At 43.2% G+C, this 22,236-nt stretch carries 13 protein-coding genes; 9 read left to right on the top strand and 4 right to left on the bottom strand.

From position 1 onward, the window contains the following. Positions 1-386 precede the first annotated feature (386 nt). The 8 genes from cmoM (at position 387) to PSF11_RS01540 (ending at position 12,441) form a co-directional block, all read left to right on the top strand. A complete protein-coding gene (gene cmoM, locus PSF11_RS01505; protein WP_004918152.1) occupies positions 387-1,175 on the top strand; it encodes a tRNA uridine 5-oxyacetic acid(34) methyltransferase CmoM in 789 nt (262 codons plus the stop codon). After that, positions 1,172-2,497, top strand: coding sequence for a chromosome partition protein MukF (gene mukF, locus PSF11_RS01510; protein WP_004918153.1), 1,326 nt, complete (start codon positions 1,172-1,174; stop codon positions 2,495-2,497). Before cmoM ends, mukF begins: the two co-directional genes overlap by 4 nt. Then, positions 2,478-3,206: a chromosome partition protein MukE gene (gene mukE, locus PSF11_RS01515; RefSeq protein ID WP_004918154.1), complete on the top strand. Its 729-nt coding sequence runs from the start codon at positions 2,478-2,480 to the stop codon at positions 3,204-3,206. Before mukF ends, mukE begins: the two co-directional genes overlap by 20 nt. After that, positions 3,203-7,648, top strand: a complete 4,446-nt coding sequence (mukB, locus tag PSF11_RS01520) for a chromosome partition protein MukB (RefSeq protein WP_004918156.1) — start codon at positions 3,203-3,205, stop codon at positions 7,646-7,648. The genes mukE and mukB overlap by 4 nt, the downstream gene beginning before the upstream one ends. 261 nt (positions 7,649-7,909) lie before the next feature. Continuing rightward, positions 7,910-8,623 carry an acid phosphatase AphA gene (aphA, locus tag PSF11_RS01525; protein ID WP_004918158.1) on the top strand — a complete coding sequence of 238 codons (714 nt, stop codon included), beginning with the start codon at positions 7,910-7,912 and terminating at the stop codon, positions 8,621-8,623. A 394-nt stretch (positions 8,624-9,017) separates the two neighbouring features. After that, entirely contained in the window at positions 9,018-10,745 is a 1,728-nt protein-coding gene (ldtD, locus tag PSF11_RS01530; RefSeq protein WP_072502951.1) for a L,D-transpeptidase, read from the top strand. A gap of 383 nt (positions 10,746-11,128) precedes the next feature. Beyond that, the gene (locus PSF11_RS01535; protein ID WP_014657936.1) at positions 11,129-11,677 is read left to right on the top strand and encodes a YcbK family protein; all 549 of its coding nucleotides are present in this window, start codon (positions 11,129-11,131) and stop codon (positions 11,675-11,677) included. A gap of 116 nt (positions 11,678-11,793) precedes the next feature. After that, entirely contained in the window at positions 11,794-12,441 is a 648-nt protein-coding gene (locus tag PSF11_RS01540) for an MBL fold metallo-hydrolase (protein ID WP_004918165.1), read from the top strand. A 181-nt stretch (positions 12,442-12,622) separates the two neighbouring features. Here PSF11_RS01540 and PSF11_RS01545 read toward each other — a convergent pair whose 3' ends face one another. The 4 genes from PSF11_RS01545 to pncB form a co-directional block, all read right to left on the bottom strand. Then, positions 12,623-13,813, bottom strand: a complete 1,191-nt coding sequence (locus tag PSF11_RS01545) for an amino acid aminotransferase (RefSeq protein ID WP_004918170.1) — start codon at positions 13,811-13,813, stop codon at positions 12,623-12,625. Between the two features lie 355 nt (positions 13,814-14,168). Then, the gene (ompC, locus tag PSF11_RS01550; protein WP_269204341.1) at positions 14,169-15,284 is read right to left on the bottom strand and encodes a porin OmpC; all 1,116 of its coding nucleotides are present in this window, start codon (positions 15,282-15,284) and stop codon (positions 14,169-14,171) included. A 528-nt stretch (positions 15,285-15,812) separates the two neighbouring features. Beyond that, positions 15,813-17,213, bottom strand: coding sequence for an asparagine--tRNA ligase (gene asnS / locus PSF11_RS01555; RefSeq protein WP_004918174.1), 1,401 nt, complete (start codon positions 17,211-17,213; stop codon positions 15,813-15,815). A gap of 339 nt (positions 17,214-17,552) precedes the next feature. Continuing rightward, entirely contained in the window at positions 17,553-18,767 is a 1,215-nt protein-coding gene (gene pncB / locus PSF11_RS01560) for a nicotinate phosphoribosyltransferase (protein ID WP_004918176.1), read from the bottom strand. Positions 18,768-19,277: 510 nt separating this feature from the next. On the opposite strand from pncB, the gene pepN reads away from it, so the two are divergent. After that, positions 19,278-21,896, top strand: coding sequence for an aminopeptidase N (gene pepN / locus PSF11_RS01565; protein WP_072502953.1), 2,619 nt, complete (start codon positions 19,278-19,280; stop codon positions 21,894-21,896). Positions 21,897-22,236: the final 340 nt, after the last annotated feature.

Here is a 22,236-nt window from a genome sequence, read left to right on the forward strand (position 1 = left end):
GAGTTTATCGTCAATTAATTGTTCTGACTGCTGAATTCAGGACCGCACTATGCCAAAATAAGGCCGTTATCTGTTATAATCGTCATACTTCAAGTTGCTGTATTTTTGACTACACTCATTCGCACGAGTCACAGAGCTATCGATGCTCCTAGCGGTTCAAACCCTGCACATCGAGTTATTGAGCGTATATCATTTAGGTTTCAGCAGCCTTAAACATCAAGCAGATGTACAGCGTTATTTTAGCCGAATTAATATTGAATCATATTCTGGATTTGATCTTATTTCATTAACGGCGAAATAAGAACTGGCTGATTTTAACATTTGCTGGGAAGGTGGCGTTGTGTTAACAGGCATGAATGGCTAATTTAAAGAGTACCGGATAATACATGGTAGACCGCAACTTTGATGATATTGCTGATAAATTTGCAAAAAATATCTATGGCACGACAAAAGGTAAAATACGCGAAGCGGTTGTTTGGCAAGATCTAACCCAATTGATTTTATCTCAGTTTAATGGGCAAACATTGCGTATCTTAGATGCAGGCGGTGGCGAAGGTCACTTTTCGCGCAAACTGGCGGCAATGGGACATCAGGTCATACTTTGCGATTTATCCGAAGAAATGCTTGAACGCGCTAATGAACTTGCCGAAGAACAAGGGATTAGCGAAAATATGCGTTTTATTCATTGTGCAGTTCAAGATATTCGCCAACATATTGAAGGTACGGTTGATTTAGTGCTATTTCATGCGGTACTTGAATGGATTAGTGAACAGAAATATGCAATTGAACAGTTGGTAGATATAATTAGGCCAGAAGGCGTATTTTCTGTCATGTTCTATAATGCAAATGGTTTAGTAATGCGAAACGCGATTTTAGGTAATTTTCATCTTGCTACACCGCATATCCAACGTCGACGTAAACGTTCATTATCGCCACAAAATCCATTACTACCACAACAAGTCGATGAATGGTTGTCTGATTGCAAAATGGAGATTATTGGCAAAAGTGGCGTCAGAGTCTTTCATGACTACCTGCAAAGTCGGCAGTTACAGCAAAAAGATTTTCCGGCGCTTTTGGCTTTAGAACAACAATATTGTCGTCAGGAACCCTACATCAGCATGGGGCGTTATATTCATGTCATGGCACGAAAACCAATAATAAAGGACGATTTATGAGTGATTTTTCCCAGACCGTCCCTGAACTCGTGTCCTGGGCACGAAAAAATGATTTTTCGATTTCACTGCCTCCAGAGCGCTTAGCTTTCTTGCTGGCGGTTGCGGTATTAAACAGCGAACGCGTTAACGGTGAAATGAATGAAGGGGAGTTGATTGATGCATTCCGTGAAGTGTGTAAAGGTTTTGAACAGACCACGGAATCATTATCTGTCAGGGCGAACAACGCTATCAATGATATGGTTCGCCAGAAAATATTTAACCGTTTTACCAGTGATATTACAGAAGGTAACGCCATTTACCGTTTGACATCACTTGGCATTGGAATAAGCGACTACTACATTCGTCAGCGTGAGTTTTCTACATTAAGGTTGTCTATGCAGCTATCCATTGTGGCAGGTGAGCTACAAAGGGCAGCAGAGGCAGCCGAAGAAGGCGGCGATGAATTTTATTGGCACCGTTTTGTATTCGCCCCCCTGAAATATTCAGTGGCTGAAATATTCGACAGCATTGATTTATCTCAGCGCGTGATGGATGAGCAGCAAAATAGTATCAAAGAAGATATTGCTGCATTACTCAACCAAGATTGGCAGGCCGCTATCGCAAACTGTGAACAGCTGTTATCAGAGACATCCGGTACATTGCGAGAGCTTCAGGATACGTTAGAAGCCGCCGGAGATAAATTACAGGCGAATTTATTACGTATTCAAGAAGCGAATATGAATGCGCCAGTCTTTTCCGATATGGTGGATAGGCTAGTTTACGATTTGCAAAACAAATTAGACCGCATTGTTAGTTGGGGTCAACAATCTATCGATCTCTGGATTGGTTACGACCGCCATGTCCATAAATTTATCCGTACTGCAATTGATATGGATAAAAACCGTATTTTCTCGCAGCGTTTACGCCAATCCGTTCAACAATATCTTGATAGCCCATGGGCGCTGACTTACGCGAATGCGGACCGTCTATTTGATATGCGTGACGAAGAGTTAGCCTTGAACGATGAAGAGGTGATGGGGGAATTGCCTCCAGACCTTGAATTTGAAGAGTTTAGCGAGGTGAACGATCGGTTAGCCGAGCTTATGGAAGCTGAACTGGCATTCTATAAACGCGAAAAACAGCCACTGGATGTTGCCCGAGTCGTACAAGAGTACTTAAAGCAGTATCCACAGAAACGTCACTTTGATGTGACACGCATTATTATTGATCAGGCTGTTAAATTAGGTATCGCAGAGGCTGATTTGGCGGGATTGCCGTCAGAGTGGCTAGCAATTAATGATTACGGAGCCAAGGTGCAGGCACATGTCATCGACAAATATTGAACAATTTATGCCAGTTAAACTGGCTCAGGCATTGGCCAACCCCATTTTCCCAGAGCTAGATAGTCAATTGCGTTCAGGGCGTCATATTAGTATTGATGACCTTGATAACCATGCCTTCTTGATGGACTTTCAAGAGGTGTTAGAGCAATTTTATGCACGCTACAATGTGGAACTGATTCGGGCACCGGAAGGCTTTTTCTATTTACGTCCCCGTTCAACAACTTTGATCCCACGCTCGGTATTATCTGAGCTGGATATGATGGTAGGGAAAATTCTTTGCTATCTCTACTTAAGTCCTGAACGATTGACTAACCAAGGCATTTTTACCGCCCAAGAGCTATTTGAAGAGCTACTATCGTTGGCGGATGAAAGCAAATTATTGAAATTTGTTAATCAACGCTCAACCGGTTCTGATTTGGATAAGCAAAAGCTACAAGAAAAGCTGAGAACCTCCCTGAACCGCTTACGTCGTTTAGGCATGGTACATTTTATTCAAAACGACTCGAACAGATTTATTATTTCTGAATCGGTATTCCGTTTCGGTGCTGACGTTCGTAGTGGTGATAACGTTCAAGAAGCCCAATTACGTATGATCCGTGACGGTGAGGCCATCTCCCTCGAAGAAGGGTTATCCTTACAGGATAGTGAAGATGAAGAGACAGACGAAGACCAAGATGCGGCTGAGAGTGATGAGGATGAACAAGTATGATTGAACGCGGGAAGTTTCGCTCACTGACGCTGATTAACTGGAACGGTTTTTTTGCGCGTACTTTTGACCTTGATGAGCTGGTGACCACGCTGTCAGGGGGAAATGGTGCAGGTAAATCAACAACGATGGCGGCATTTATTACCGCAATGATCCCCGATCTCACCTTGCTGCACTTCCGTAATACCACCGAAGCAGGGGCAACAACAGGTTCACGCGACAAAGGCTTACACGGTAAGCTACGCCCGGGGGTCTGTTATGCTGTTTTGGATGTTTTGAACTCTAAACATCAGCGCGTCATTGTTGGGGTGAGGCTGCAACAGGTTGCGGGTCGTGATAAGAAAGTCGATATTAAACCTTTCATGATCCAAGGTGTGCCAATCGCGACAGTACCGACCGAAGTTTTGACCGAAATAGTGGATGGGCGCCAAGCAAAAGTTATCGCTCTCAACGAATTAAAAGAGCGTTTAGAACAGCAAGAAGGCCTCCACTTTAAGCAATTCAACTCAATCACGGATTACCATTCAGTCCTGTTTGAACTCGGTGTTTTACCGAAGCGTTTACGTTCAGCCAGTGACCGTAGCAAATATTATCGTCTGATTGAAGCGTCATTGTATGGCGGGATCTCTAGTGCCATCACTCGCTCGCTACGTGATTATTTATTGCCAGAAAACAGTGGAGTACGTAAGGCTTTCCAAGACATGGAAGCTGCGCTACGTGAAAACCGCCTGACACTAGAAGCCATCCGCGTAACCCAATCGGATCGTGATTTATTCAAACATCTGATCAGCCAAGCTACAGATTATGTGTCAGCCGATTATATGCGTCACTCCAATGAACGACGTATTCACCTTGATTCAGCAATGGCAGCGCGTAGTGAACTATTGGCGAGCCGTAAGCAGTTGAGGCAAGAGCAAGTTCGTAGCGTTGAAATTGCCCGCGAATTGAACGAACAAAATAATGCATCGTCTGATTTAGAGGCTGATTATCAGGCTGCAAATGACCATTTAAACCTTGTTCAGACGGCATTGCGTCAGCAAGAGAAAATCGATCGCTACCAAGCCGATATTGAAGAGCTGACTTTCCGTCTTGAAGAGCAGTCGGAAGTGGTTGCTGAGGCGACAGAGCGCCAAGAAGAGTTTGAAGCACGTGCTGAAGCGGCTGAAATTGAAGTTGATGAATTAAAAAGCCAGTTGGCTGATTATCAGCAGGCGCTTGATGTCCAGCAAACCCGAGCTATTCAATATCAGCAAGCATTGCAGGCACTGACTCGGGCGCGTGAATTGTGCCAATTACCTGACTTATCAATAGAAAATGCAGACGAGTGGTTAGAAACCTTTGAAGCTCGCGAGCAGCAGGCCACAGAAGCGTTACTGACATTAGAGCAAAAAATCAGTGTTGCGGATGCGGCACACAGTCAGTTTGAGCAAGCGTACCAACTTGTTAAAAGTATGGTAGGTGAAGTCAGTCGTAGCGAGGCTTACCAGCAAGCAAGGGCGCTATTACGCGATTGGTCTTCACAGCAACATTTGGCAGAGCGAGTGCAACCATTACGCATGCAACTCGCTGAATTACAACAACGCTTAGACAGTCAGCAAAATGCAGAGCGCTTATTAAACGAATTTTGTAAGCGACATAACAAAAGCTATGAGCCAGATGAATTAGATGGCCTAATGGCCGAATTGGAAGCGCAGCAAGAAGAATTAAGTGTTGGTGTCAACGAAAGCGGCGAACGTCGTATGCAGATGCGCCAAGAGCTTGAGCAAATTCGTCAACGCATTCAAGTATTAACGGCTAAAGCGCCTGCATGGTTAATGGCACAAGAAGCGTTGACTCAGCTTAACGAACAAGCCAAACAATCATTTGAATCAAGTGGTGCTGTTACAGAGTACATGCAGCAACTGCTTGAACAGGAAAGGGAAATCACCGTTGAGCGTGACGAGGTGGCGAGCCAACGTCGCGAATTAGAGAAGCAAATTGAGCGCCTCAGTCAACCTAGTGGTGCGGAAGATAGCCGTTTACTTGCCCTTGCAGAACGTTTTGGTGGGGTGTTGTTATCGGAAATCTACGACGATATCACCATTGAAGATGCCCCTTATTTCTCGGCGCTGTATGGTCCTGCTCGAAATGGGATTGTTGTTCAAGACCTTTCGGTGGTGCGCAGCCAATTAGAAACGTTGCAAGATTGCCCAGAAGATGTTTACTTTATTGAAGGGGATCCCCAATCCTTCGATGACAGTGTTTTCGATGCAGAAGAGTTTGAAAATGCGGTATTAGTACGCTCGTCAGATAGGCAATGGCGTTTTTCTCGTTATCCGGAAGTGCCCTTATTTGGCCGAGCAGCCCGTGAAACACGCTTAGAAGCATTGACACTAGAGCGTGATAACTTAGCTGAGCGCTACGCAACGCTCTCGTTTGACGTACAAAAAATTCAACGTGCACATCAAGCTTTTAGTCGTTTTATTGGTCAACATATTTCGGTAGCTTTTGAAGCCGACCCCGAAGCCGAAATCCGCACCTTAAACCAAAAACGTACTGAGATAGAGCGTAATTTGGCTCAGTTTGAAGAGCAAACTCAGCAACAGCGCCAACAGTTTGCAATGGGTAAAGAGTCTCTATCTGCATTAAACCGACTATTACCTTTAGTTGGGTTATTGATGGATGAAACGCTAGCGGATCGCGCTGACGAAATTCGAGATGAGCTTTCAGAAGCAGAAGAAGCTGCCCATTTCTTAAATAAACATGGTCAGGCGTTAGCAAAACTAGAGCCTATCGTTACCGCGTTATTGAGCGACCCTGAGCAACATGATCAGCTACGTCAAGACTATGAGAATGCGAAACATAGTCAGCAAATCGCGAAACAACAGGCCTTTGCCTTGGTGGAAGTGGTGCAGCGTCGCGCCCACTTTAGCTACAGTGATTCGACGGGGATGGTGAATGAGAATGCCGACCTTAACGAAAAACTCCGCCAACGCTTAGAGCAAGCTGAAAATGAAAGAAGCCGCGCTCGTGAGCAGTTACGTCAGCAGCAATCACAATCAGCACAATTCAATCAAGTTTTAGCGTCGCTTCGCAGCTCGTTTGATACCAAACAAGAGATGTTAAAAGAGCTAGAAGCAGAAATGCAGGATATTGGTGTTAAAGCGGATCCTGATGCGCAAGAGCGTGCACGTATTCGTCGTGATGAGCTACATCAATCTGTCATGGCGAATCGTAGCCGAATTAACCAGCTAGAAAAACAGCAGACCTTATGTGAAGCGGAAATGGAAAACTTGCAAAAACGTATTCGCAAGTTAGAGAAAGATTATTATCTATTGCGCGAACAAGTGGTATCGGCTAAGGCTGGCTGGTGTGCTGTCATGCGCTTGGTGAAAGACAATGGTGTTGAGCGGCGTTTACACCGTCGAGAATTGGCTTATACCGACGGTGATAGTTTACGCTCAATGTCGGATAAGGCTTTGGGGGCGTTACGTTTAGCGGTAGCAGATAATGAACATTTACGTGATGTGCTGCGTTTATCTGAAGATCCGAAACGCCCAGAGCGTAAGATCCAATTCTTTATTGCTGTTTATCAGCATCTTCGCGAGCGTATTCGTCAAGATATCATTCGTACTGATGACCCCATCGATGCAATTGAGCAAATGGAAATTGAGTTGGCTCGATTAACAGAAGAGCTAACGGCTCGTGAGCAAAAACTGGCGATCAGTTCGAAGAGTGTGGCTAACATTATTCGTAAGACCATTCAGCGTGAACAGAACCGTATTCGCATGTTGAACCAAGGCTTGCAGGCCGTTGCGTTTGGTCAGGTGAAAGGGGTACGCTTGAATGTCAATATTCGAGAAAGCCATTCTCTGTTATTGACGGTGCTCTCAGAAGAGAGCGAATTGCATCAAGATCTGTTCACCAGCCAGCGTTTAACCTTCTCTGAGGCGATGGCTAAGCTCTATCAACGCTTGAACCCACAAATCGATATGGGGCAACGCTTACCGCAAACTATCGGTGAGGAGTTACTTGATTATCGTAATTACCTTGAACTTGAAGTTGAAGTTAACCGCGGATCCGATGGGTGGTTGAAGGCGGAAAGTGGTGCATTATCGACAGGTGAAGCGATTGGTACAGGGATGTCGATATTGGTTATGGTGGTGCAAAGCTGGGAAGAGGAGTCACGTCGCTTACGTGCAAAAGATATCATTCCTTGCCGCTTGCTGTTCCTCGATGAGGCCGCTCGACTGGATGCAAAATCTATCGCCACCTTGTTTGAGCTGTGTGAGCGGTTAGAAATGCAGCTGATTATTGCAGCACCTGAGAATATCAGTCCTGAAAAAGGAACGACCTATAAATTGGTTCGTAAAGTGTTTGATAATCGAGAGCACGTACACGTTGTTGGATTAAAAGGGTTTGGTCAAGATAACCCAAGTTCACAAGCACAATTGCCTCAAGGGTAATTAACCTATTTAAGTCACTAAAAACGGCGTTAGAAATAATGCCGTTTTTTTTTAATAAAAATCCGCATAAGTTAAATTTACTGAATAGTGGTTAATTGGATCGGAATAAGAAAGTCACTATGAGACATTAATCTCATTTTTATGAGAGAAAAGACATTATTATCTGAATTCTTGTGATGCATTCCAAATAAATTATATTTCGTATAATTATGGCTTGCTTTCATGATGCCTGCATAGTCAATAAATCAGTAAGGATCCAACATGAAAAAAACGACATTGACCCTAAGTGCCATCGCGTTAGTATTCAGCTTTACGGCAACGTCACAGGCAAAAGTATTAATGCCAGACGTTGTTAGCCCAGGGGTAACTGTGGCAGAGTTAGCTGAACAGAAACCAATTCATTGGGTTTCTGTTGAGCAAATTAAAAATAGCCTTGAAGGCCAAGCTCCTATGGCTGTTGGTTTTGATATTGATGATACCGTACTTTTTTCCAGTCCTGGTTTTTATCGCGGTAAACTAGAATATTCTCCAAATGATTTTAGTTATCTCAAAAATAGGGAATTTTGGGAAAAGATGAATAATGAATGGGATAAATTCAGCATGCCTAAAAAAGTCGGCATCGAGTTAGTCCAAATGCATCTAAAACGTGGTGATACTGTTTACTTTATTACTGGCCGCACGAAGACAAAAACAGAAACCGTTAGCCAATATGTACAAGAAGGGCTTGGTATCCCGGCAGATAAAATGAACCCAGTCATTTTTGCGGGGGATGAACCGGGACAAAATAATAAAGTCAGTTGGATGCGTGACCATAAATTAAAAATTTATTATGGTGATGCTGATGCCGATATTGCCGCAGCTCGTGAATTAAATATCCGTGGTATTCGTATTTTACGTGCCGCAAACTCCTCCTACCAACCATTACCTAAAGCAGGGCAATTTGGTGAAGAGGTTGTGATTAACTCTGAATATTAATTAGGTTAATCGACATAACATGAATAATATAAAGGCGCCTGGCGCCTTTTTTAGTATCTCACAAAGATTAACTCATAAGAGGTAAATGTATCATTCGCCATGAAATAGTCAAAAGAGGTGTAAAGAGGAAACTATCACACTTAAGTCATATTTAATTTAACAATCTAGTTATTATTTCATTTTTATGATTTGTTTTTAGGTATTTTAGCAGTAAATACGTCTATTTTTCATTGGTTGTATTTATTCTGTTTTAATGGCTAAGCGTAAAATCGTTTCGCGTTATTTAAAGACAAAATTAGCCAATTCCTATAACATTCTTTTCGAAATTAAATACAATTAATATTCAATATAATAAAAAATGATTGTTATCCATGTGGTTACTTAAGGTGGATTTATGGCAAAGAAAAGAGTGAAAGCTCTGCAACTTTCGGTAATTTGTGGGCTGTTGTCGATACAACTTCCTGTATTTTCAGCGCAAGACAATGGGCTAATTTTGACAGAAGAAGCGCCATTGCAGCAAGAGGTGGTGGCAACCCCTGTGGCGACTATCACACCAACTGAAAGTTTAGCGCAAATTACGGGAGCATTACCTGCCGATATAAAACCTGTTTTTTCTTCACAACTCGCGAAGATTTATGCAGATCGGCAGATGAAACTGTTATGGCAAGATGAAACGGCTATCGAACAGTTTCAGCAACAACTGGCGGAGCTGGCACTTTCAGGGGTACAACCTCAATTTAATGAGTGGTTAGCCGCCCTTGAACATGTTCAGTTGAGCGAATTAGGCCGTGATGTGATTTTGTCTGATGCCATGTTGGGTTATCTACAATATCTTTCTGGTGTTTCAGCTAATGGACAATTTTGGCTATACCGGAAACAGCCTTACAAAATAGCGGCACCTACGGCAGAGCAAATGAAGCCATGGTTGGATGCCGCCGCCGAAAACCGCCTTAATGAATGGGTCAAATTACAAGCGCCTCAACATTCCCTGTATCAGCCTATGCGCGAAGAAATGTTGAAGCAACTAAAAATGGATGACGATGGGTTGGCTTTAGTGGATACCAAAACCCTAAAACCGGGTCAATCGAGTGATGATGTTATCGCTTTACGTGAGATCTTGTATCGCCAAGGGCTACTTGATGAAACGGCGATTAATACAGAGTTAGATGCCGCAGCGCCAGATGCAGAAATCGCCAAAGCGACCGCACATGCGCGTTTGTACAGTGATGAGCTAGTTGAAGCTGTCAAAAAATTTCAACAGCGCTATGGCTTGGAAGCTGACGGTATGGTGGGGAAAGGCACCAAAGTTTGGCTGAATATGAAACCTCAGCAAAAAGCGGGGCTAATGGCGTTGAATATTCAACGCTTACGTATTATTCCTGAAAATAATGGCACTGGGATCTTGGTGAATATCCCTGCATTTTCATTAAATTTCTTCCTAAATGATGAAGTGATTTTAGATTCGAAAGTGATTGTTGGCCGGCCTGATCGTAAAACGCCAATAATGAGCAGTGCATTAAATAATGTGGTGATCAATCCACCTTGGAGCGTGCCTACCAGCATGGCTCGTAAAGACATTGCACCAAGAGGGAAGCAGGATCCTAGCTATTTTAGCCGCAAAGGTTACACGGTCTATTCCGGATGGGGGGAAGACTCCTTTGAGATTGATCCTTACTCCATCAATTGGGATGTTATCACTCCAGCGAATTTTCCTTATCGGATCCGCCAAGCACCGGGGCCGACCAACTCATTAGGCCGCTATAAATTTAATATGCCAAGTTCGGATGCAATCTACCTGCATGATACACCGAACCACAGCTTATTTAATCGGAGTGCACGTGCTATCAGTTCAGGGTGTGTACGGGTAAATAAAGCTAGCGAATTAGCCAGTATCTTGTTAGGTGATGCAGGGTGGGAGCAAAAGCGTATTGATGGTGCAGTAAAAGCAGGAAGTACGCGTTATGTGAATATTCCGGATAGGATCCCCGTTTATCTTTATTATCAAACGGCGTGGGTAGACAAAGAGCAACAGCCTCAGTACCGCGCTGATATTTACCAATATGATAATAGTATCAATAATGCTGAAAAATATTTACCCGCAATAAAAAACATCTTACATTAAATGTGATATCAGGGAGGTTTCCTCCCTGATATTTCTATTATCACTAATAATTAGTTGATAGTGGGTTACACTTAAGTATCAAAACCTATATTTTCAATGATTACTCAATAACAAGAAGATATTCTGTTTATTATGAGTGACCAAGTTCACTCTTTTGGCGTAAATATGCCAAATTTGCGCTTATTTACTTATTTCTTTACATTTTTATACATTAAAGTTAAATATCATTTGTTAGACTGAACAATAGTATAAATTTTGTTCCTATACTCTCTCATTCGAGATGCAGCTAGGCGCGCAATGAAGTGATTCGAAAGAAGTTAGCCGCTAAGTTGTAGCTCGAACGGCTGGGTATGTTTAACCCATTGAAATTTGAGTTACCATCTATGGATATTATCGACCAAAATCGCCGCAAGTGGTTAGGTGCTGGTGCAGCCGCTTTTGGGCTGAGTTTATTGCCTAGCCATGTTTTTGCTGCTATGACGACGCCTAAACCAAAAATTTTGCGTTTTCAAAACCTCAATACTGGGGAATTTTTAAAAACAGAGTTTTTTGATGGACGCCATTATAACAAATCTGAGTTAGCTCGATTAAATCACTTATTCCGTGATTACCGTTGCGATAAAGTCAAAACCATTGATCCTAAGTTATTCGACCAAATTTATATGTTACAGGTTATGTTAGGGTCGAATAAGCCTATTCAATTGATTTCAGGTTACCGTTCACTTGAAACAAATAATGCCTTGCGCCGTAGCAGCTCGGGGGTGGCGAAAAAGAGTTACCATACTCGTGGACAAGCAATGGACTTCCATATCGAAGGGATACAATTGAGCCATATCCGTAAAGCGGCACTGAAAATGAGAGCTGGCGGCGTTGGTTATTATCCAAAAAGTAATTTCATCCATATTGATACAGGTCCGGCAAGAACATGGTAATCTGTACCTATGCTCAGCGTACTTCAAGTCACCGCACTCACAGGGATTACTTTGCCTTGCGCTGTTTCTTGAAGTATTTAGGGTATAAATAAAACAGATTACGGAGCGATTGCTTAATGAACTATATGATTATCCCAGTAACTCCTTTTCAGCAAAATTGTCAGGTGATTTGGGATGAAAATACGATGGAAGCAGTGATAGTCGATCCCGGTGGTGAAGCTGAAAAACTCATTGCCGCTATCGAAGAGCGTGGTTTAAAACTCACTAAAATTCTGCTCACGCATGGGCATGCTGATCATATCGGTGCAACGGCTATCATTTCTAAGCACTTTTCAGCCCCTATTTATGGCCCACAAAAAGAAGATGCTTTTTGGATTGAAGCGCTAGCAGAGCAACATGCGATGTTTAATATTGAAGGTGGTCCTAGCTTCACCCCTGACTATTGGTTAGAAGAGGGGCAGACTGTTCATTGTGGAACGATGGCCTTTGATGTATTGCATTGCCCCGGTCATACCCCTGGTCACATTATTTTTGTTAACCATGCAGATAAACTTATCTCAATGGGGGATGTGCTATTTAAAGGGGGGGTAGGGCGCAGTGATTTCCCTCGTGGAGACCATCAGGCGTTGATTGCTTCAATCAAAAACAAGGTTCTGCCTTTAGGGGATGACTATCAGTTTATCCCAGGCCACGGGCCAATGTCAGATCTTGGTCATGAGCGCAAAACCAATCCATTTTTGCAGGATGATCTTCCTGTTTGGTGATGACGACTTAATCACCATCTAAGCTTGCTTTCACCCTATGAAGCCATGCCCCAACCTGTTGGGACATGGCTATTTCTGTGATTTTATCGAGCTAGTTTTCTGTTATTTAAAAAGAAAAAACGCCTCTCATAATTTATTGAGAGGCGTTCTATTATTGTAAAAACTTTATCGTGTTAAGCCATTACAGTACTTTTACGATGGCTTCACACAGTGGTACCATGTTTTCCAGCGTTAAACCTGCGACGTTGATACGCCCAGAGCTAACTGCATAGATACCAAATTCGCTACGTAAGCGCTCTACCTGCTCTTTATTGAGGCCACTGAAGGAGAACATACCATTTTGGTTGATAATGAAGCTGAAGTCCTGTTTAGCGCCTTTTTCTTCCAGTGTATTGACCAGCAACTGACGCATACGTTTAATACGCTCACGCATTGAGGTCAGCTCTTGGATCCACTCTGCTTTTAGTGCGTCATCAGAAAGAATGGTCGTAACCACGGCTGCACCGTGTGCTGGTGGGTTTGAGTAGTTAGCACGGATAACCGCTTTTGCTTGGCTAAACGCACGCTCTGCATTATCGCTATCTTTCGCAATAATGGTGCAGGCACCGACACGCTCATTATATAAGCCGAAGTTCTTAGAGTAAGAGCTGGCGACGATCATTTCTGGGTTTTGTTGGGTAAAGATACGCAGCCCTTCAGCATCTTCATCTAACCCTTTAGCAAAGCCTTGATAAGCGAAGTCAAATACTGGCAGTAAACCTTTCTCCGCGCATAGGGCAGAGAGTTTAGCCCATTGCTCAGCTGTTGGGTCGATACCTGTTGGGTTATGGCAGCAGCCATGCAGAACGATAACATCACCGGCTACCGCAGAAGATAAGCTGTTGAGCATACCATCAAAGTCCATACCATGACTTGCGGCATCATAGTAGTTGTAAGTCAACACTTCTAAGCCAGCGGCTTCAAAAATATTTTTGTGGTTTGGCCATGTTGGATTGCTTATCCAGACACGTTTAGCATTGGTTTGACTAGCGATAAAGTCAGCGGCAATACGTAGGGCACCCGTACCTCCAGGCGCTTGTGCAGTACGAGCGCGTTTAGAGGTGACAATTTCATGTTCTTTACCAAATAACAGCTCTTGGGTGACACGACCAAATTCTGGCATCCCACTGATGGCAAGATAGTTTTTGGTATTTTCGTTTTCAAGCAGGAATTTCTCTGCTTTTTTTACAGTGTCTAAAACAGGGGTTTTACCAGACTCGTCTTTGTAGACGCCGATACCGAGGTTAATTTTGTTTTCACGAGGATCAGCACGGAAACTATCAGCAAGGCCTAAAATAGGGTCAGCAGGGGCAGCAGTAATTTTTTCAAACATGTTGTCGATTCCAAAGCTCAGTTGTTAAGCCGAAAATGTTGAGTGCTCAGGTTAACGCGCAGAAAACAATTTGCCAACCGTTTTACTAAAAATTGGTAAGATCTTGTGATGTAGGTATAAATTGCATGGGATCTGACCATTAACCGCACTAAATGCAGCGATTTTCTCTAACGTATCGACACTTTAGATTAATAATTGATATTAATGCAGGATTTAGTGGTTAGGGAGAGAGTGTACGAGGGTAAAGGGACAAATAAGGATAAAAATAGCGCGTCACACAACAAAAAAAGCAACGCCGAAGCGTTGCTTTTCAAAACAGATTTCACTGTTGTCTGAATTATTGTTTAAACAATAATTAGAACTGGTAAACCAGACCCAGACCAACTACGTTATCAGTGTTGATACCGTTTTCACGAGTGAAGTCGTTGTCTTTCAGCAGGTTGATTTTGTAATCAACAACTGCAGACATGTTTTTGTTGAAGTAGTAGTAAGAACCTACAGAGATGTATTTAACCAGATCTTGGTTGTTGTAAGTTTTACCATTATAAGTACGGCCTAAGTCTTTACCTTTAGATTGGTTATAACCAATAGATGGTTTCAGACCGAAGTCGAACAGGTATTGAGCAACTAATTCAACGTTTTCAGTTTTGTTAGCGATATTGTCGTCTGAACCATAACGAGTAGTGTTCAGTGTTTGACCGTACATAGCGGCTAAGTAAACGTTGTTAGCGTCGAATTTACCACCAACGTTCCATGCTTGTGCTTTTTGACCACCAGCAGTTGTGTTATGTTGCTGATTAGGAGTACGAGAAGAGTTAGAGTAACCACCACCCAGTGATACGCCCCAACCTAAATCATACGCTGCTGAGAAACCGTAGCCGTCACCGTTGTCTTTAGCAGCTTCACCTGCTGATGACTTGTTGTTGTCACCGTTTTTACCTTGGTATTGCAGAGCGAAGCTCAGGCCATCAACATAACCGAACGCGTTGTTGTTACGGTAAGTTAACAGGTTACGGTTACGGCTAGTCATGAAGTTGTCAGACTGAGCCATAGTGTCCGCGCCCCACAGTGGGAACACGTCGGTCCATGCGTTCGTGTCGTATACTACACCGTAGTTACGGCCGTAGTCGATTGAACCGAAGTCAGCAAATTTCAGACCCGCGTAAGCCAGACGGTTTTTGTTTTCACCTTCATTTTCAGCTTTGTTAGTCTTAGTTTCCCACTCGAAACGACCAAAACCAGTCAGTTGGTCAGTGATTTGAGTATCACCTTTAACACCTAAACGAACGCGTGAGTCGTCGCCATCTTCACTTTTCTTACCTTTATCAGCGTCAGCAAAATAGTGACGAACGTCAACTTTACCGTAAACGTCTAGTTTGTTGCCGTCTTTGTTGTATACTTCAGCTGCGTTTGCTGCGCCTGCAGCCAACAGAGCTGGGATAACCATTGCAAGAATATTGCGTTTCATCATTATTATTACCCTCATTGGTGTTATTCGGACACCTGCCACTGCCAAAAATAATTCTCAAAAAAATTTGGAACTATTTATGAGAGATTAGTGTCGTCTATGTCGGCGTCCAGTGTTCCATTGGTAAATAAATTTATCTACCCTCAAAGTGCTACAAAAATAAAGATTCTGAAACAAATGGTAACAAGGTGTTTCAAAATGTAAAAAATAGAGTGAAAAATAACCACAGGTATGACCAGTTTAAAAATAATTACAAAATTTAGGGAACTTTTTTAAAGGTCAAATTGAACTTTTTTTGAACAGCTTAGATAAATATAAGTGATAGATTTGCTTATAGAGAAAACAAAAAACGATGAAAAAAGCGGAATTTTCCGATCTAAGCTAAATCAATTTAAAAAGGGTGCAGAAATTGTACTCAGTTGGTAACGCTGTGATGTATTTCGCAAATCGACTAAAAAGAATGACGGTGATAAAAAATATCGAGCCATGATAGGCTCGATATTGGAAGCTTATTTGGAAAAGCTGTAGTGATTAGAATGCCGCATTGCGTGGTGTACGTGGGAATGGGATCACTTCACGGACGTTACCGACACCTGTTACATAAGCCACTAAGCGCTCGAACCCGAGGCCAAAGCCTGAGTGAGGCACGGTGCCGTAACGACGTAGGTCACGATACCACCAGTAATCTTCTTTGTTCATTCCAAGCTCTTCAAGACGCGCGTCTAACATATCAAGGCGCTCTTCACGTTGTGAACCACCGATGATTTCACCAATACCGGGGGCGAGTACATCCATTGCTGCCACTGTCTTGCCATCTTCGTTAAGGCGCATATAGAAAGCTTTAATGTCCTTAGGATAGTTTTTAACAACCACAGGTGCTTTGAAATGTTGCTCAGCCAAATAGCGCTCATGCTCAGAAGACATATCAACCCCCCAGTAAACGGGGTTTTCAAATTTCTTACCGCAGGTTTCAAGGATCTTGATTGCGTCAGTGTAATCAACTTGAGCGAAATCTGAATTAACGAAGCTTTCAAGGCGGTTGATAACCTCTTTGTCGACACGTTGAGCGAAGAACTCAAGGTCATCGCGGCGCTCATCCAGCGCAGCTTTAAAGACAAACTTCAACATTTGCTCAGCAAGACCCGCAACATCGTCTAGGCTAGCAAAGGCCACTTCTGGCTCTACCATCCAGAACTCCGCTAAGTGGCGGCTGGTGTTTGAGTTCTCTGCACGGAATGTTGGGCCAAAGGTATAGACTTTGCTTAATGCGGTGGCATAAGCTTCGCCGTTTAATTGACCGGATACGGTTAAGAAGGATTCACGACCAAAGAAGTCTTCACTGAAATCCACTTCGCCTTTGTCGTTACGTGGCAGGTTGTTGTAATCCAGTGTAGAAACACGGAACATTTCACCTGCACCCTCGGTATCTGAAGCTGTAATAATTGGGGTAGAAACCCAAAAATAGCCTTGCTCATCAAAGAAACGATGCAGCGCTTGGGCGAGGGTATGGCGAACACGAGCTACCGCACCAATTAAGTTGGTACGAGGACGCAAGTGTGCGACTTCACGTAAGTACTCAACGCTATGACGTTTTGCAGCCATAGGGTAAGTATCCGGATCTTCAACCCAACCAACAACGTTAACGGCTGTTGCTTCTAATTCGAAAGATTGGCCTTGGCCCGGTGACTCTTTCACGATCCCCGTGACTTCAACAGAACAGCCTGTCGTCAAATGCAGGACTTCGTCGTTATAATTAGGTAAATTATTATTGATGACAGCCTGTAATGGGTTAAAGCAGGAACCGTCATAAACGGCGAGGAAAGAAAAACCAGCATTTGAATCTCTCCTTGTACGTACCCAGCCTTGAACGGTGACTTCAGAGCCAACCGCCACACGGCCTTGCAGTACATCGACTACAGGCGCTACGATCATAAAAATTACTCTCTTTTATATAAACGAAATTAACGATGACATTTTCACTGGGCTAAATAAGCCATTTTTCATCTTATAGACCAATGAAAGTATTTGTTTTCCCGAAATTCTCTATTTCAAGGTTAAAGTTCTATGTTACTTGCCGTGAGGCAGGAAACAAGTAAAAAATCGATACTTTTGTACCAAAAAGTGCAATAGCCTCTAGCTATAACCTAGTTGGGGTTAGAATAGCAAGCAAATATATTATTAAGCGACAAGTTATCGTGTTATTGCGTACGCTGAAAGGGGAATTGGTGTGATACCTATTCCCATTAAGGTATCACACAGTGCATCGCCAAATTAGCAAGCCTTTTCCATTTTAGGAAGATCAAACGCTTTGCGAAGCTGATTAACGAACTCATCGTCTTCACAAATGGTTTTACCCGGACTATCGGATAATTTCGCGACGGGTTTGCCGTTGCATTCAACCAATTTGATCACAATATTCAGAGGTACGACACCGGGAATATTGCAAGTGAGCCTTGTGCCAATCCCAAACACAAGGTTAATGCGTTTATGGAAATAGCGATACAGCTCTAATGATTTTTGTAAGTCGAGACTATCTGAGAACACGAGCGTCTTAGTCATTGGGTCAATGCCTAATTTCTCATAGTGCGCAATGGCCTTCTCTCCCCATTCAATAGGATCCCCTGAATCGTGGCGTAATCCTTGGTAGCGCTTCGCAAAGTTATCATCGAAATCACGCAAAAATGCATCCATCGTGATACAGTCCGTTAATGCAATGCCAAGTTGGTCGGGGTATTCGTCAAGCCAACTTTGGAGTGCAGCACGTTGGCTATTGGCTAACTCAGGGCTAATTTGTTGGTGCGCTTGGAACCATTCATGGGCTTGGGTGCCGACGGGGGCTAGCCCTAATTTATGTGCCAGTTTGTAATTACTTGTGCCCACAAGGTAAGGGAACTCCTCTTTAAGCAAGGAGACGATAGCAGATTGGACATCATAGGAAAAACGGCGGCGCGTGCCGAAATCCATGAGTTTAAAGCGGCTAAGGTCGATATGGTTTTCGGCCGCTTGATCATAAAATACCGTCAGTAATTTTTTCAACTGAGTAACGGCATCTTCTTGGGTCACCTGTGGATGCCTATCGCGTTGAACTATTTCACTGATCAAGGCGAGGAGGGGAACTTCCCACATAATCACTTCGCACCATGGGCCACTAATACGAATCGCGAGCTGCCCATCATCCGCAGTGGTGATATTGACCTGTTCAGGTTTAAAGCGAAACGTTTTTAGCCATGCAAGATAATCGTCTTTGAAAAAAGGAAGCTCTTTTAAATAGTTGGCCTCATCATCGGTGAGTGAAAGGTGAGCCATCAATTGGACTTGCTGGCGGATTTCATCGGCATAGGCACCTAGAATTTCACGACTACGACAGCGGAACTCGGCGACAACCGGTACTTGGCTGTAATGGTGAAATACGGCCTGCTGCATATGAAGCTTATAAGCATCAGTGTCAAGCAGTGATGTAATAATAGGGGTAGCGTCTAAATTCATGGCGCGCAGGCGTCCTCGCGGAGCTATCTACTTATTAGCTAAATCGTTAAAGTTGGAAAAGTATACTCACTTTGACAGAAGATAGAAGCCTTATTGCATCACTCTTGTGTCTGTGAGCATTTCCAATATTTATTTATACTCATCACATTTCGAGTTGTCGCCTTATCGGTGACGGTTATGGCCTATTTGCCATGGCTCTCGAATGATTTAGAGTATACGTCATTGACCAGAATGGCACATTAGCGATTAGAGTTGATTAACAAGCGTTAATATACTCATTGCCAGTCATTGAGCATGAAACGATACTAACACGTAATTTTCTATTTAACAGCGTTATAGCATCAACGAACAAACCAATTGTTAACATTTATCGATACTGATAGTCATAAATCGTTAACATAGTATGATGAGAGTGTTTCTCATATAGCATTTATGTTGCAGCAGCGTATAGTAATATAAAGAAGAATTGGTAAACGACTATATAGAATTAACGAATAAAAAAGGTTTCATATGACCCAATTGCGACAAGCGAAATATCGTCAGGACTACCAAGCACCTGATTATACTATCTCTGAAATTGATCTTGATTTTATCCTCGATCCCGCAAAAACCGTCGTGACGGCAATTAGCCAAGTCAAACGCCTTAACCCAGCCTCATCTACACTGGAACTGCATGGTGAAGACCTTAAATTGGTCTCTATTGAAGTGGATGGTCAGCCTTGGACTGATTATAAAGAGCAAGATGGTAAGCTGATATTGGCATCATTGCCTGAGGCTTTCACATTACGCATAGTGAATGAAATCAGCCCTGAAAAAAACACAGCATTAGAAGGCTTATATGTTTCAGGGGATGCATTATGCACTCAATGTGAAGCAGAAGGTTTCCGCCATATTACTTATTATCAGGATAGGCCGGATGTGTTAGCGCGTTATACGACGACAATTACCGCCGATAAACAGCGCTATCCTTACTTGCTATCGAATGGTAACCGTATTGCCGAAGGGACACTCGATGATGGGCGCCATTGGGTGAAATGGCAAGATCCGTTCCCTAAACCAAGTTACCTATTTGCGTTAGTTGCGGGGGATTTTGATGTTCTTCGCGACACTTTCGTGACGCGCACAGGCCGCGAGGTCGCATTAGAGTTGTTTGTTGATAAAGGCAACCTTGATCGTGCACCATGGGCGATGCAATCCCTAAAAAATGCCATGAAATGGGATGAAGATCGCTTTGGTCTTGAATATGACCTTGATATCTACATGATAGTGGCGGTTGATTTCTTTAATATGGGCGCGATGGAGAATAAAGGGCTGAATGTCTTTAACTCAAAATATGTGCTCGCTAAAAATGAAACCGCAACCGATAAAGACTACTTAAATATAGAATCTGTTATCGGTCATGAATATTTCCATAACTGGACAGGTAACCGTATCACTTGCCGCGATTGGTTCCAACTGAGCCTAAAAGAAGGTTTGACCGTTTTCCGTGATCAGGAGTTCAGTTCAGATCTTGGCTCTCGCTCTGTCAATCGCATTAATAATGTCAAAGTGATGCGTGCGGCTCAGTTTGCTGAAGATGCAAGCCCAATGGCTCATCCAATTCGCCCTGAAAAAGTGATCGAGATGAATAACTTCTATACGCTAACGGTCTATGAAAAAGGGGCTGAAGTTATTCGTATGATCCATACTCTGCTAGGGGAAGAAATGTTCCAAGCGGGTATGCAACTGTATATTCATCGTCATGATGGCAGCGCCGCAACCTGTGACGACTTTGTGCAAGCGATGGAAGATGCTTCGAATGTGGATCTTTCGTTATTCCGTCGTTGGTACAGTCAATCAGGGACACCTGTATTAACGGTTCGTGATGAGTACTTCCCTGAAAAGCAACAGTATGTGCTGCATGTGAGCCAAATGACACCTCCGACCGCGGATCAGTCAGAAAAGCAGCCGTTACACATTCCACTCGATATTGAGTTGTATGGTGAAGATGGGGCCGTTATTCCTCTGCAATATCTTGGCAGTAGCGTAAACGCTGTATTGAATGTTACGCAAGCATCACAAACATTCACTTTTGATAATGTGCCAAGCCGCCCTGTACCATCATTACTACGTGAATTTTCTGCGCCAGTTAAATTGGACTATCCATACAGTGATGAGCAACTCGCTTTTCTGATGCAGTATGCAAGTAATGAGTTCTCACGTTGGGATGCGGCTCAGCAACTGATCGGTAACTATGTGAAGATCAACGTTGCGAACTATCAGGCGGGCAACGCGCTCGTTCTCCCTGAGCATGTGATTGATGCATTCCGAGCAGTGTTACTTAATGACACCATCGATCCAGCACTCGCGGCACTGATTTTGACTCTGCCTTCTGAAAATGAGATGGCAGAATTTTTCCAAACTATCGACCCTGATGCCATCCATCATGTTGCTAACTTTATCGCTCATCAACTGGCGACAGCAATGGCTGATGAATTCCTCGCGGTTTATCAATCGATTAAAATTGATGGCTACCGTGTTGACCACGGCGATATTGCGAAACGTTCATTACGTAACGTGTGTTTACAGTATATTGCAGCAGGCGATGATCAAGCACTCGCAGACAAATTAGTGTCAGAACAATTCAAATCGGCCGATAATATGACCGACTCTTTAGCCGCATTAACGGCGGCGAGTGAGTCTCAGTTACCGTGCCTAGAGTCATTAATGACGGCCTTTGATGAGCGTTGGCACCACGATGGCCTAGTGATGGATAAATGGTTTACATTGCAAGGTACTAGCCCTGCACCGGATGTCTTGCAGAAAGTACGTAGCTTGCTGAATCACCGTTCATTTAGTATGAGCAACCCAAATCGTGTGCGTTCTTTGGTTGGGGCGTTTACCTCCGGTAACCCGTCAGCTTTCCATGCGAAAGATGGTAGCGGCTATCAATTCCTGTATGAGATCCTCGTGGATTTAAATACACGTAACCCACAGGTCGCATCGCGATTGATTGAACCGTTGATCCGTTTGAAACGTTTTGACGATAAACGCCAAGGCCTGATGCGCAATACGTTAGAGCAACTCAAAGCGTTGGATAACCTTTCAGGTGATCTGTTCGAAAAAGTGACGAAAGCGCTCGAAAGCTAAGTTCTTTACTGATATTAGCTGTGTTGTTAGCCCTTGAACGTCGTTTCAAGGGCTTTTTCTTTTAAATCAGGCAATCATATTAGGTTGTATGCGGTGTTATTCCATTGACAGCAACGGTTCAATTGCCGATTAAGGCAACTTTGGTTTGCAAGTAGCGAATAAATGAATTTTTTATAGAAAAAAAGGCGTAAAATAGGGTAATCTATGTCGCGTTTTATCGGATGAAAATGTATCCCTGTTAAAAATGGCCTCAGCAAATTTCATTTGTTGAGTGTTTTGACGCGCGGAACATTGTGTCTTTTAATCGCTTTATACACAAAATAGTTTGAGGTGTCGGCAG

This window comes from Providencia sp. PROV119 (assembly GCF_028482435.1).
GTDB lineage: Bacteria > Pseudomonadota > Gammaproteobacteria > Enterobacterales > Enterobacteriaceae > Providencia > Providencia stuartii.

Excerpts from the sequence above, each read along its gene's own strand:
- cmoM (WP_004918152.1), top strand. The coding sequence starts at position 387 with ATGGTAGACCGCAACTTTGATGATATTGCTGATAAATTTGCAAAAAAT.
- mukF (WP_004918153.1), top strand. The coding sequence starts at position 1,172 with ATGAGTGATTTTTCCCAGACCGTCCCTGAACTCGTGTCCTGGGCACGA.
- mukE (WP_004918154.1), top strand. The coding sequence starts at position 2,478 with ATGTCATCGACAAATATTGAACAATTTATGCCAGTTAAACTGGCTCAG.
- mukB (WP_004918156.1), top strand. The coding sequence starts at position 3,203 with ATGATTGAACGCGGGAAGTTTCGCTCACTGACGCTGATTAACTGGAAC.
- aphA (WP_004918158.1), top strand. The coding sequence starts at position 7,910 with ATGAAAAAAACGACATTGACCCTAAGTGCCATCGCGTTAGTATTCAGC.
- ldtD (WP_072502951.1), top strand. The coding sequence starts at position 9,018 with ATGGCAAAGAAAAGAGTGAAAGCTCTGCAACTTTCGGTAATTTGTGGG.
- PSF11_RS01535 (WP_014657936.1), top strand. The coding sequence starts at position 11,129 with ATGGATATTATCGACCAAAATCGCCGCAAGTGGTTAGGTGCTGGTGCA.
- PSF11_RS01540 (WP_004918165.1), top strand. The coding sequence starts at position 11,794 with ATGAACTATATGATTATCCCAGTAACTCCTTTTCAGCAAAATTGTCAG.
- PSF11_RS01545 (WP_004918170.1), bottom strand. The coding sequence starts at position 13,813 with ATGTTTGAAAAAATTACTGCTGCCCCTGCTGACCCTATTTTAGGCCTT.
- ompC (WP_269204341.1), bottom strand. The coding sequence starts at position 15,284 with ATGATGAAACGCAATATTCTTGCAATGGTTATCCCAGCTCTGTTGGCT.
- asnS (WP_004918174.1), bottom strand. The coding sequence starts at position 17,213 with ATGATCGTAGCGCCTGTAGTCGATGTACTGCAAGGCCGTGTGGCGGTT.
- pncB (WP_004918176.1), bottom strand. The coding sequence starts at position 18,767 with ATGAATTTAGACGCTACCCCTATTATTACATCACTGCTTGACACTGAT.
- pepN (WP_072502953.1), top strand. The coding sequence starts at position 19,278 with ATGACCCAATTGCGACAAGCGAAATATCGTCAGGACTACCAAGCACCT.